The 12,613-nt window shown below is 67.4% G+C and carries 11 protein-coding genes; 1 reads left to right on the top strand and 10 read right to left on the bottom strand.

What is annotated here, in order from left to right; all coding sequences use genetic code 11:
- Positions 1–24: 24 nt before the first annotated feature.
- The 7 genes from NFL01S_RS08405 to NFL01S_RS08380 form a co-directional block, all read right to left on the bottom strand.
- On the bottom strand, positions 25–291 hold the full coding sequence (locus tag NFL01S_RS08405; protein WP_062973189.1) for a lysophospholipid acyltransferase family protein: 267 nt from the start codon (positions 289–291) through the stop codon (positions 25–27).
- Positions 292–454: 163 nt separating this feature from the next.
- Positions 455–1,024 (bottom strand): 1-acyl-sn-glycerol-3-phosphate acyltransferase, encoded by a 570-nt coding sequence (locus NFL01S_RS08400; protein ID WP_157116371.1) that lies wholly within the window; start codon positions 1,022–1,024, stop codon positions 455–457.
- Positions 1,009–1,212 (bottom strand): haloacid dehalogenase-like hydrolase, encoded by a 204-nt coding sequence (locus tag NFL01S_RS37825; RefSeq protein ID WP_503826394.1) that lies wholly within the window; start codon positions 1,210–1,212, stop codon positions 1,009–1,011. The genes NFL01S_RS08400 and NFL01S_RS37825 overlap by 16 nt, the downstream gene beginning before the upstream one ends.
- 67 nt (positions 1,213–1,279) lie before the next feature.
- A complete protein-coding gene (locus NFL01S_RS08395) occupies positions 1,280–3,073 on the bottom strand; it encodes an AMP-dependent synthetase/ligase (RefSeq protein ID WP_062973185.1) in 1,794 nt (597 codons plus the stop codon).
- A gap of 121 nt (positions 3,074–3,194) precedes the next feature.
- Positions 3,195–4,118 carry an alpha/beta hydrolase gene (locus tag NFL01S_RS08390; protein ID WP_062973738.1) on the bottom strand — a complete coding sequence of 308 codons (924 nt, stop codon included), beginning with the start codon at positions 4,116–4,118 and terminating at the stop codon, positions 3,195–3,197.
- Between the two features lie 17 nt (positions 4,119–4,135).
- Positions 4,136–4,966 carry an SDR family NAD(P)-dependent oxidoreductase gene (locus NFL01S_RS08385; RefSeq protein ID WP_062973183.1) on the bottom strand — a complete coding sequence of 277 codons (831 nt, stop codon included), beginning with the start codon at positions 4,964–4,966 and terminating at the stop codon, positions 4,136–4,138.
- The gene (locus NFL01S_RS08380) at positions 4,963–6,510 is read right to left on the bottom strand and encodes a flavin-containing monooxygenase (RefSeq protein WP_062973181.1); all 1,548 of its coding nucleotides are present in this window, start codon (positions 6,508–6,510) and stop codon (positions 4,963–4,965) included. The genes NFL01S_RS08385 and NFL01S_RS08380 overlap by 4 nt, the downstream gene beginning before the upstream one ends.
- A 59-nt stretch (positions 6,511–6,569) precedes the next feature.
- Here NFL01S_RS08380 and NFL01S_RS08375 point away from each other — a divergent pair, with 59 nt between their 5' ends.
- Entirely contained in the window at positions 6,570–7,211 is a 642-nt protein-coding gene (locus NFL01S_RS08375) for a TetR/AcrR family transcriptional regulator (RefSeq protein WP_062973179.1), read from the top strand.
- A gap of 167 nt (positions 7,212–7,378) precedes the next feature.
- Here NFL01S_RS08375 and NFL01S_RS08370 read toward each other — a convergent pair whose 3' ends face one another.
- Genes NFL01S_RS08370 through NFL01S_RS08360 form a run of 3 tightly spaced genes read right to left on the bottom strand, consistent with a single transcriptional unit; the run spans position 7,379 to position 11,956 of the window.
- Positions 7,379–9,091, bottom strand: a complete 1,713-nt coding sequence (locus NFL01S_RS08370; protein ID WP_062973177.1) for an ABC transporter ATP-binding protein — start codon at positions 9,089–9,091, stop codon at positions 7,379–7,381.
- A 28-nt stretch (positions 9,092–9,119) separates the two neighbouring features.
- Positions 9,120–10,979 carry an ABC transporter ATP-binding protein gene (locus NFL01S_RS08365; protein ID WP_062973175.1) on the bottom strand — a complete coding sequence of 620 codons (1,860 nt, stop codon included), beginning with the start codon at positions 10,977–10,979 and terminating at the stop codon, positions 9,120–9,122.
- Positions 10,976–11,956 carry an alpha/beta hydrolase gene (locus NFL01S_RS08360; protein WP_063915888.1) on the bottom strand — a complete coding sequence of 327 codons (981 nt, stop codon included), beginning with the start codon at positions 11,954–11,956 and terminating at the stop codon, positions 10,976–10,978. The genes NFL01S_RS08365 and NFL01S_RS08360 overlap by 4 nt, the downstream gene beginning before the upstream one ends.
- Between the last annotated feature and the right edge of the window lie 657 nt (positions 11,957–12,613).

The raw sequence follows: 12,613 nt of genomic DNA, 5'->3' as shown, positions 1-12,613 counted from the left end.
CGCGGACGGTGAATATGCTCGCCATCAGTGCGCGCCGGTGGAACCGGTGCCGGGCCGACGATCCAGCGTGTCGAGGTAGCGCCGGTGGAGGGACGCGACCTCGTTGTCCAGTGTCTCCACCGTCCACGAAGACGTATCTATCGGGTCGAGGATCGTGACGTCGATCGTTCCCGGCCGGACGACAAGCGCATTCCGCCACAACGCCCTGCCCGCGTTGTGGATCACCACCGGCACGATCGGCACTCCCGCCTGAATTGCGAGGTGGAAGGCGCCCTTTTCGAAGGTCTGCAATCGAGGGGTCGACGAGACGTCCCTCCGGTGCGACGGCGACCGAGTTGCCCGCCTGGAGTTCGCTGACCAGCGTGTTCAACGCCTGCTGGGTGCCCCCGGGGCGTGGAACGATCGATGAAGAGAGAACCGGCCATTTTCAAGAGTCGGCCGAAGACCGGATATTTCAGCGCTTTCCGGGTGACCACGGGGGTGGAGGAGTTACCCACGATATAGGGATGATCAACGCGTCGCTCTTGCTCTGGTGGTTGAAGACGAAAATCGCGGGCCTGACGGTGCGGGCGGTTTCCGGGCCGCTCACCCGGATGCGCAGGCCGACGCAGCGCAGCGCTGTCGTCGGCACCCACCGGAGTACCCGGTTGCGCAGCGTGCGACGATCGCGGCCCATCGAACACAACATAGCTGCGCCGGACGCGCCGATCACCGCGAGTAATCCGAGGAGCGTGCGGGCCAGGTGGTAGAGATTGCCGCCGCGACGCTCGAATCGAAGTCTGGCCCAGCCGTTATCGGCCGAGGCCGCGGCGAGATCGCGGTCCGGATTCACCGCGACCGGATGTCCGAGCAGTTCGAGCATGGAGCGGTCCGCGCCGCCATTGGAGTAGCCGAAACTGTTTTCGAGGTCGATATCTTTGGTGATGGCGAATTTCTCCACCAGGTCGGCCTTGTTCTGGCCCCAGACGATTTCGCCGTCGATCTCGCCGGTGAGTACGCCGTCGGAAATCACCGTTCGGTGCACAGCACATGATCTATTCCCAGATCCCGCGCGATGAGCCGCGTCTGGAACCGGGGCGCCGCAGTCGCCGGCACCACCGTATGACCCGCGCGGTGGGGCTCTGGAAAAGTCCGGACGGTCACTGGCCGGTACTCGATGCGATACAGCGATCCTGCGCCTTCGCTCTCGGAGTCGTGCGCAGCTGCGGGCATCGAGTGCCGACCACAGGGACCCGCGGCCGAATCCTGGGCGAACGGAGTCGGCGCCGATCAATACAACTCAGCTGTAGATCTTCTCGACTTCCTCGGCATACTGCTTCATCACCACGCCACGTTTCAGCGACATCTTCGGGGTGAGTTCACCGGTTTCCTGAGTCCAGTCCACGGTGAGGATATTGATCTTCTTGATCTGCTCGGCCTTGGAGACCTTCTTGTTGGTGTCGGCGACCGCGGTCTCCACCTCGGTGATCAGCATCGGGTTGTTGACCAGCTGTGCGATATCGACGTCGGCGGCGACGTTGTTGCGTTCCTTCCAGCCCGGCAGTGCTTCCGGATCGAGGGTGATCAGCGCGCCGATGAACGGTTTTCCGTCGCCGACCACCATCACCTGGCTGATCAGTGGATGGGCGCGCAGCGAATCCTCGAGGACGGCGGGGGAGACGTTCTTACCGCCGGCAGTGACGATGATTTCCTTCTTGCGGCCGGTGATGGTGACGAAACCGTCCGCGTCGATGGCACCGAGATCGCCGGTTTTGAACCAGCCGTCCTCGAACGCGTCGGCGGTGGCTTCGTCGTTGCCCCAGTAACCGTCGAACACCACGGAACCGCGCAGCAGCAGCTCGCCGTCCTCGGCGATTTTGGCGGCATGGCCCTCGATCGGGCGGCCGACCGATCCCACGCGGATATGTTCCGGGGTGTTGACCGTGATGGCGGCGGTCGTCTCGGTGAGGCCGTAGCCCTCGAAGATGGTGACGCCGATACCGCGGAAGAAATGGCCCAGCCGGGCGCCGAGGGGCCCGCCGCCGGAAACCGCCGCCTGGCAGTTACCGCCGAGCGCGGCGCGCAGTTTCCCGTAGACCAGTTTGTCGAACAGGGCGCGCTGGAGTCGCAGCCGCAGACCCGGTTTGCCCTTTTCCAAGGCTTCGCTGTAGGCGATCGCGGTGGCCGCGGCGGCATCGAAGATCGCGCCCTTGCCCTCGTCGTGCGCCTTCTGCTTGGCCGCGTTGTACACCTTCTCGAAAACGCGCGGTACCGACAGCACGAAATCGGGCCGGTGCTCGGCGAACTGCGCGACCAGTGTGCTCCAGTCGGAGGTGTGCGCGACGGTGACCTTGGCGTCGAAGGCGGCCAGCCCTACGGCGCGGGCGAAAACATGCGCCAGCGGCAGGAACATCAGCGTCTTCTTCCCGGGGGAGAGGAAGGAGGCCAGCGCGATCCGGTCGGAGCGGGATTCGGCCCACAGGTTGGCGTGGGTCAGCATGACGCCCTTGGGCCTGCCGGTGGTGCCCGAGGTGTAGATCAGCGTCGCCGGGGAGGCGGCGGTGACCTGGGCGCGGCGGTCGTGCACGGCCTGGTCGTCGAGTTCGGCGCCGCGCCCGATGAGGGTGTCCAGCGCGCCGGAGTCGATCTGCAGGGTTTCGCGCAGTTGCGGCAGTTCGCCGGGGTCGATCTCGGCGATCACGTCGCGGTGCTTGTCGTTCTCCACGATCAGCAGCGTGGTGGCCGAATCCTGCAGGATCCAGCGGGCCTGCTCGGCCGACGAGCTGTCGTAGATGGCCACGGTGCAGCCGCCGGCCGCCCAGATGGCGAAGTCGAGCAGCGCCCATTCGTAGCGGGTGGCGGCCATGATGGCGACCCGGTCGCCCAGTTCGATACCGGAGGCGATCAGCCCCTTCGCCACATCGGTGACCGATTGTGCGAACTCCTCCGCCCGCACATCGCGCCACCCGCCCCGGCCGTCGGGGATGTTGAACATGACCGCGGCGGGGGATTCCTTCGCGTGCCGGAACACGGCATCGGAATTGTTCGCGTCCTCCGGGATGGTGTAGGAAGCCGGGGCTTCGAACTCGCGCATCGTTGCCTTTCCCTGTGTGCTTACTGGTCGGTAATTTACGCCACCGGCACCGTCCGGTGGCGGGCCACCCGTGAATGCGCAGAGTTCACGTCATGGCCGGGGTTCACGAGTCCTGATCAGTTCATCCTATGTCGCTCGCCGGTTGCCCATCTACGGCGTGCCGCAGAAAGCCGGCCATTTCGCCCAGGACAGTGGCCGCCGGACCGACCAAGCCGGCCTGTAGCTGGGCGACATGCCAGAGCCCGCGGCTCTCGGTGAACTCCACCGCGACCCCGGCTGCCCGCAGCGCGGATGTGAGGTCGACACACTGCGGGTGCAACAGTTCGTCGATATCGGCCTGGACATACACCGGGGGCAGTCCGGCGAGGACGCCGTGCAGCGGGGCGTAGCCCGGATCGGTGCAGTCACCGCCGCCCAGATAGGCCGCGGCGCACGCCCGCGACCAGGGGCCGTTGACCACGAGGTCGCGCGGGCGTTCGGAGAGTTGGTTCGGATCCACCCAGGGGGCGATCAGCCCGAGCGCGGCGGGGGTATGCCCGTGCCGGGCGATGAGCCGCTGGGCCAGCGCCAGGGAGAGACCGCCGCCCGCCGAATCGCCGGCGATCGCGATCCGGTCCGGCCGATAGCCGTATTCGGTGACCAGTTCGAGGTAGGCGGCCTCGGCGTCGTCGAGCGCCGCCGGATAGGGGTGCTCGGGAGCCAGCCGGTAGTCGATCGCATAGACCGGCAGCCCGGTCGCGGCGGCCAGGCGGCCGTTGAGCGATCGATGAGTGGCCAGCGACCCGACGGTGTAACCGCCGCCGTGCAGGTAGAGCACGGCGGCGGGGTCGGTGTCCGCGGGGGTACGCGGGGCGAGCCGTTCGGCCGGGCGTCCGCCCAGCCGCAACTTCTCCACCCGCACACTCGCGGGCACCGGCTGCAGGACCGAGGCGGCGTCGATCAGCGAGCGCTGCACCCGGAACGGCAGCCGGTGGTCGAACGACAGCCGGTACAGCGGGCCCATGAACGCCCGGATCAACGGCAGTGGCAGGGCGATATCGCGCATATCGGACATTCTCCCGGTCAGGGTAGGAATCGACGTTCGACGGCGACCGCGATGCGCTGGTAACCGGAGGCGGCGGTGCGGACGAACAGATCCAGCAGTTTCGCTTCCCACCCGATCAGTACCCGGCCGCGGCCCTTGCGCACACCGTCGACAATGGCTTCCGCCGCCATCTCCGGGCTGTGGATGGCGAGGTACTTGTCGAATTTCGAGCTGGCGTCCGCGCCGTCGATATCCTCGTTGTAGGTGGCGTTGCGGGCGACCGCGGTCTTGATCCCACCGGGATGTACGCACGTGACCTGGACCGGCGCCTTGTCCACCAGCATTTCCTGGCGCAGCGCCTCGGTGAATCCGCGGACCGCGAATTTGGCCGAGTTGTAGGCCGCTTGGCCCGGGACGGCGATCAGGCCGAACAGGCTGGAAATGTTCACCACGTGCCCGTCGCCGGATTCCAGGAGGTAGGGCAGGAACGCCTTGGTTCCGTTCACCACACCCCAGAAATCGACGTCCATGATGCGTTCGATGTCTTTGAAATCGGTTTTCACGATATCGCCGTGATGTGCGATACCGGCGTTGTTGTAGATCTGGTGCACGACACCGAAATGCTGTTTCACCGCATCGGCGTACAGCAGTACCGCCTCGCGCTCGGCGACGTCGAGCCGGTCCGATTTCACCTCGGCGCCCAGCTGTTCGCAGCGGCGCACGGTTTCGGCCAGGCCTTCGGTATCGATATCGGAGAGCGCCAGCTTCGCACCGCGGCGCGCCAGGTTCACGGCCAGTGCGCGGCCGATACCGGACCCGGCGCCGGTGATGACGCAGACCTTGTTGCGGAAATAAGCCTCGTTGCTCACTGTGCAGTCACTACTTTCAGATCGGGGCGGTCGGAGGCGGCGGGCGCCGTGGTCGTATCGTAAGCATCGATATCGAAACGCTTTGTGATACGGCGGAATTCGAAGGTGAAGTCCGGCCACAACGTGGTGTTGTTACCGTGTTTGTCCAGGTACCAGCTGGCGCAGCCGCCGGTGCTCCAGACGCTCTTGGCGAGTTTGCGCTGCAGGCCTGCGTTGAAGGAATCCTGGGCGTCGCGGCGGACCTCGACGGTGCGCAGGTTCCGGTTCTCGAAGGTCGCCAGCGCATCGGCGATGTAGTTGATCTGCGATTCGATCATGTACACCATCGAGGTGTGGCCGAGCCCGACGTTCGGGCCGAGCAGGAAAAACATATTCGGGTAGTTGGCGATCGCCGATCCCTTGTAGCCCTGCTGGCCGATCTCGTCGAACACCTCGGTGAGGCTACGGCCGTCGCGACCGAAGATGGTCTGGTACGTGGGGGAATCGGTGACGTGGAAGCCGGTGGCGACCACGATCGCGTCCACCTCACGTTCCGTACCGTCCTCGGTCACGATCGAGTTCGTGCGGATCTCGGCGATCGGGTCGGTGACCACATCGACATTGTCGCGATCCAGCGCCGGGTAGTACTCGTTGGAGATCAGCATGCGTTTGCAGCCGATCCGATAGTCCGGGGTGACCTTCTTGCGCAATTCGGGATCACGGATCTCGAATTGCAATTTGGCCTTGGACAGTGCCTCGAACCCGCGCATCAGTGCCGGTACTTTCGCCAGGCCCACCACCTGGGTTTCGCGGATGGCGTAGATGGCGGCCCGGGACAGCCGCTGGGCGCCGGGAATGTGTTTGAAGGCGAGCCGCTCCGGCAGGGTGTAGGGCCGGTCCAGCCGGGGGAGCAGCCACGGCGCGGTGCGCTGGTAGACGTCGAGGTGGGATACCTTGCCGGCAATGGCCGGGACGATCTGGATGGCCGAGGCCCCGGTGCCGATGACCGCCACCCGTTTGCCGGTGAGGTCGGAATCGTGGTTCCAGCGCGCCGAGTGGAAGATCTCGCCCTCGAAGCTGTTGATGCCCTTGATATCGGGCAGATTGGGTTCGCACAGCGCGCCGACCGCGGAGACGATCGTATCGGCGGTGAAATCGCCCTTGCTGGAAGAGATCTCCCAGCGGGCGGTGTCGTTGTTCCAGCGGGCGCTGGTGACATCGCAGTCGAAGACGTGCTTATCGCGCACGTTGTACTTCTCGGCGACGGCCTGGATATAGGACTGGATCTCGCCCTGCCGGGAGAACGATCGCGACCAGTCCGGGTTCAGTGCGAAGGAGTAGGAGTACAGGTGCGACGGCACGTCGCAGGCGGCACCCGGGTAGGTGTTGTCCCGCCAGGTGCCGCCGACATCGCTGCCGCGCTCCAGCACCAGGAAATCATCCCGGCCCTGCTGGGTCAGCCGGATGGCGAGGCCGAGGCCGGCGAAACCGCTGCCGATGATGATCGTCCGCAGGTGGCGGACTGTCTGGTTGGCGACAGCTTTGTCTGTAACCTTGCGACTCATATACTCAGACTAGAGCTCTATTGAGCCGGAGTCAACAGTATTGAGCAGCGTTCAGTAGGATGGACGAAGTGAGTATCAGCCAGGGAGAAACCGCCAAGCGCGTCCGCCTGAGCCCCGACGAGCGGCGGGCACAGCTGATCACCCTCGGCGTGAAAATGCTCGGCGAACGGGCCATCGAGGATATTCCGGTCAGTGAAATCGCAGCTCAGGCGGGTATTTCCCGCGGGCTGCTGTTCCACTACTTTCCGACGAAGCAAGACTTTCAACTGGCCGTAGTGCAGCAGGCGAATGCGGAACTGCTGGTACGCGTCGTACCGGATCCCAGCCTCGGGCTCGCCGATATGCTGCGCGATTCGGTGAGCCGCTATATCGACTACGTCAGCGAAAACCGCACCTCGTATCTGGCATTGTTGCGTGGCCCCACCAGTTCCGATCCCGCCCTGGCGGAAATGGTGTCGCAAACCCGGCGAGCGATCGTCGACATCATTCTCTCCGAGGTGCCACTGTCCGATCAGGAGCGCGAAGATCCCCGCCTGCTGCTCTCGGTGCGGGGGTGGGTCGCGTTCACCGAGGAGACCACGCTGTCCTGGCTCAGCGAAGAAACCATTACGCGAGCCGACCTGATCGACCTCCTGGTGGAATCGTTGCTGGCGTTGTCGACGGCGGTGAACCCGGCCCTTGCCGCCGCCCTCCGGTCCTGAACTTGGCCGGCCGGGGCGACGCCCGCACCGCCGCTGAGAGGTCGCTACCCCAGCAAACGCACCCGCGCATGCGAGGACGCCGGACCGATCCGATGGGCGGTTGAATCGCCCAGGTGCCCAGGCGGGGAGGTCACCGGGTCGACCGGTGACCTCCCCGTTCCGATCCGTCAACCTGCAGCCGGTGTCATCGCGAGAGCCCAGAAATCCGCGTACCGGCCACCCCGGCGCAGCAGTTCGTCGTGGGTGCCGTCCTGCACGATGTGGCCGCGATCGAGAAAGACGACACGGTCGGCGCGCTGAACCATGGGCAACCGGTGCGCGACCAGCACCACCGTCCGGCCCGCCATCAGTCGTTCGATTCCCTCGTGGACCGCTGTCTCGTTCACCGGGTCCAGCGCCGAGCTCACCTCGTCGAGCAGCACGATCGGCGCGTCCTTCAGCAGAGCACGGGCGATCGAGACCCGCTGGCGTTCGCCGCCGGACAGCAGAGCGCCGCCCTCGCCGACATTTGTGTGCCGGCCGTCGGGGAGCCGGTCGATCACCTCGTCGAGCTGGGCCGCGGACGCCGCCGCCCGGACTTGCGCTTCCGTGGCATCGGGCCGGCCGAGGCGGATGTTCTCCTCGATCGTGCCGTCGAAGAGGTACACGTGCTGGAAGACGAAAGAGATCTGTGACATCAGGTATTCGGTGTCGATGGTGCGGATATCCACACCGCCCACCCGCACCGCGCCTGTATCGACATCGTAGAATCGCGCGATCAGTTGCAGCAGCGTGCTCTTACCGGCGCCGGAGGGGCCCACGATCGCAAGCCGCTGCCCCTGCGGTACCGATAGCGAGAAATCGTCGACAACCCGGCGGTCGCCGTGCGCGAAGGTCACGGATTCGAACGCCAGGTCGTGGCGTTCCGGCCGGACCGGTGCGGCCGGTTCCGGCAGTGGTGGGGTGCGCAGCAGTTCGTCGAGCCGGGCCAGCTCGGCCCGTGCCGCACGCAACTGGCCGCCGAGTTCGGCCAGCGACAGCAGCGGTTCGGTGCAGCGCGCCGCCAGTACCAGCACGGCGAGCAGTTCCGCCGCGCCGATATCGCCGCCCAGCGCGAAATACGCCCCCAGGGCCAGCAGTGCGGTGAAGGTGGTCTGCACGACCAGTGTCAGGCCCACCACGCCGGTCAGCGCGGACAGGGTGCTGCGCCGGGCCGCACGTTCCACCCCGCGCAGTGCGTCGTCGAGCATCCCGAAACGTTCGGCGGTCCGGCCACCGGCGCGCAGTACCGGCTGGGCCTGGAGATATTCGACGACCCGTCCGGCCGCCTCCTGATCGCGGGCGTGACGTTCGGCGTCACCGGCGGCCATTGCCCGGCCGGACCGAATCTGGATCAGCACCACCAGCGGCACCGCGGCCAGAGCGGCCAGGCCCAGCCGCCAATCGAAGACGAGCATGACGCCGATGACGGTCAGCGGGGTGACGGTGGCCGAGACGAGTGGTGACAGCTGATGGGCGATCACGCTCATCGCCTGCAACACTCCGCGGCCCGCGAGCACCGAGATTTCGCCGATCCGATCAGCGGTGTACCAGCCGATGGGCAACCGGGCCAGATGGTCGCCGAGGCGGTGATACACGCCGCGCAACAGCGTGGTTCCGGCCCGGAAGCCGGACAAATCGCTGAGATAGCGCAACACCGCGTATCCCGCGACCGCTACTCCGAACACGACAAGTGGTGTGCGTGCGGCATCGGGTTCCGCGCCGAACAGCGCGCGCAGGACCGGAACCAGCAGCGCGTAGGACAGTCCTTCCGCGATCGCGGTGATGGTCATCAGGACAATGGTGCGACGCACCGGCCGGGCGTAGGAATGGCCCAGTACCCGTAACAGCATGCGGATCATGTGATTTCGTGGCGCGGCACCCGGCCCGTCAAGGGCGGGCGGAGCGCGTCGAGTCCGAGCTCGCCGCTGCCGCGCCGTCCTCCTCTCGAATGTCTACGTCCAGTGGTGTGCCGGCCGGGCGGGACCGCCAGAACGCGGCGAACTCGCGGTTCGCGGCCAGCAGTTCGGCGGGTCGGCCGGATGCGGCGATCCGCCCGTCGCGCAGCAGCACGACCGTGTCGGCGCCGGCGACCGTCTCCCAGCGGTGGGCGATGACGACGGTGGTCCGGGCACCGGCCGTCGCGGCCAACGCGGTGCGGACGGCCCGCTCGGTCTGCGGGTCGGCAAAGGAGGTGGCCTCGTCGAGAACGAGCACGGGGGTATCGGCGAGCAGGGCGCGGGCGATCGAGACCCGCTGTGCCTCACCGCCGGACAATCCCGCGTCCACACCGATCACCGAGTCGTAGCCGCGCGGCAGTTCCAGGATCCGCTCGTGGATATTCGCCAGCCGCGCCGCCCGGATCACCGCCGCGCGGTCGGCCCGGGGGACCGCGAGTGCGATGTTCTCGGCGACCGAGGCGCGCAGCAGCCGCACATCCTGGAAGACGAAGGACACCGTGCGGTAGAGGTCGCGGCCGGCGATCTCGCGCAGATCCGCACCGCCCACCCGGATCGATCCGGCCGCCGGGTCGAAGAACCGGGGCAGCAACTGCACCAGCGTCGATTTTCCGCTGCCGGACGGGCCGACGATCGCGGTGACGGTGCCCGGTTCGAGTATGAGATCGATACCGCGCAACACTTCGTGCCCGCTGTCGTAACCGAATCGGACGTCGCGTAGTTCGACCCGATGCCCGCGGGGCTCTACCGGGCGGGCCGGTTGCGGGAGCGGTGGTTCGGCGAGCACGTCCCCGATGCGCTCCACCGCGCGCCGTGCCGTCTGCATATCGTCGAACCCGTGTCCCAAGGCTGCCACCGGGGCCGTCAACCCCAGTCCGAGCAGCAGGAACGGCAGGAGATCGGCCGGGGCCATACCGCCGCTCCCGATCAGCGCCGCCCCGCCGATCAACACCATCAGCAGCACGAACGGCGGCGACAGCGCCACCTGCATCGCGGCTCCGAGCGGCGCGAGACCCTGCACCATTCGCAGGAAGATATCGGCGAACTCGTCGGCGGCGGTGCGGAAACGGCGGTGCGCGCGCCCGGACTCGCCGAACGCCTTCACCACCGCGATACCCTGCACGAACTCCACCACCGAATCCCCGATGCGCCCCATGGCCGCATCGAATGCCCGCTGTTCGCGGAGCCGGGCCGGGGTCATCATGAGCGGTACCACCGCCAGTGCGAGCGCCACCGGGATCAGGGTGATCAGAGTGAGCCGCCAGTCGACGGTGAACAGGTAGATCAGCGAGACCAGCGGCACGACGAACGCGGAGACGAGTTCGCCCGGAGTATGCGCGATGAAAGGGTGTACCGCGCTCACGTCCTCGCCGACAACTTTGGCCAGTTCACCGGTCCGGCGGCGGGAGAACCAGCCGAGCGGCACCCGGCCCAGCCGCTCGGCGAGCAGGCGGCGGAGCGCCAATTGCACTCGCGTGTCGACCAGATGCCCGATTCCGGTCGCCGCGCCGGTGAACAGCAATTGCGCGAACAGTCCGAGCGCACCCGCGAGGACCACGAGCCAGATACGCCCCTCGTCGACCGGGCCGGGCGACAACAGTGTGCGCCCCAGTTCGACGATCGCCAGCAGCGGCGCGAGACCCGCGATCGCCCCGGCGATCTGCAAGACGACCACCGCGGCGAAACTCCACAGGTGAACACGCAGAACACCGGCGATTCCGGGGCGCGCCGCGGTATCGCGCGCCGTGGGCAAGGAATGCCGGGCCCGCTCGGTGAGTTCGGTGGTCGTCATCGCCGTATCCGCCTTTCCGGCGCCGGCGCGGTGGCGCGGCGCGCACCGGCCAGCCGCCGGTGGAGATGATCGAGAATGTCGGCGCGGGCCTGCCGGGCGGCCGGGACAGCGCCCGGCAGGCTCAGAAAGGCATGCGTCGCCTCGGGATACCGGGTGAGCGTCACCTCGACCCCGGCACCGCGCAGGCGGTCGGCGTACGCCGCGGATTGGTCCTCGAGCGGGTCCAGACCCGCGGCGACGATATGCGCCGGTGCGACGCCCTGCAGTCCTTCGCTGTACATCGGGGAAATCGTCCGGCGATCGAAGGATTCGGGGACCGCCAGGCGCGGAACCGCTCGGCATTCGTCCGGCGACGCGGTGGGACTGTTCGCATTCTCCGTGAACGAGGGGTATTCGAACGCGCGATCGGTCCAATCGAGCTGCGGATTGATCAGGACCTGGGCGCGCAGGCCGGGGCCGCGCTCGGCGGACCGGATCGCGGTGAGGGCGGCGAGCGTGGCACCCGCGCTGGAACCGAGCAGCGCGATCCGGTCCGGATCCGCACCCCGTACGGGGGCGAGTTCGGCCAGCCGGGGTACGGCGGCATAGGCGTCGAGCACCGGTGCGGGCACCGGATGTTCGGGTGCCAGCCGGTAGTCGAGCGAGATCACCACGGCCGGACAGTGCACGGCCAGATGGGCGAGCAGCCAATCGTCCTGATCCGGGAAACCGCTGATGAGACCGCCGCCGTGAAAGGCGATCACCAGCGGCAGTGGCGGGCCTTCCCGCTCGGGCCGGTACACCCGAATGTTCAACCGCCGCCCGGGGAGATCGAAGGGTTCGTCGGTGATCCGTGCCGCGCGGTCGGGCCGGCCGGTGAGGGGCCGCAGCAGCCTCGACCCGCGCAAGCGGTTCTGCGCCGCGCGGAATTCGACGAACTGTTCCGGGGTGACCGAAGGCCAGTCCGGGGTCGGCCGCAGCGTGGTCAGGATACGCATTCGGAGGGGGACTCTGCCTCGCATGGTTATGCCTTTCGTGCCGACCCGCGTTCGGTACCCGGCGGGTTCGATCGCGGATCACCTCGATGCACATGCCGGTCCGCAAGCGAGGGAACGGAGGTCGCGGATCCGGCAGCTGTGCCTTCATGGTCGATACTCCCGCTCGGCGGGCGTGATCCGCGTCCGGCAGTGATCGGCAGTGAATACGTGCAAGCGTGTACCGCAGTAGCTTTCGGCTACGTCGACGGTCGTAGTCGCAGGGGGCTGCGCGCCGCCGGGACACGGGCCGGGTGCGACGAGCCGACCGACGCGGAAGAGGATAGGGGCCCGGCGTGGTCAGGCCGGGTTGTCGTAGCCGGGGCCGGCCCGCTCATCCGGTCGCCCGGTTTCACCACCGCACGGTTGCCCTGGGCGGTCGCCGATAGGCCCCAGTTCGGCCGGGCCATCGGATGCAGCGGGTCCGAAGGCCGGGGGTCTGCCTTCGAGGCGCCGATGCCGCCGCGGCCGGGCGCGCCGCGGTTCGACGTTGCGGCGGTGCGGTGCCGGACCTCGTGGGTGCCCCGATTTCCGTGCGGCTGCCTCCCTGCCGGGAGTATCCGGGTGCCGGGTGTTCCGGGACATCGGACTCGAGGTGATCGCAGGCGTGCTGGAAGAGCC

The sequence above is a fragment of the Nocardia flavorosea NBRC 108225 genome (genome assembly GCF_001613385.1).
Taxonomy (GTDB): Bacteria; Actinomycetota; Actinomycetes; order Mycobacteriales; family Mycobacteriaceae; genus Nocardia; species Nocardia flavorosea.
Note: the sequence above shows the minus strand (reverse complement) of the source record. Positions and strands in the feature narration are given on the sequence as shown.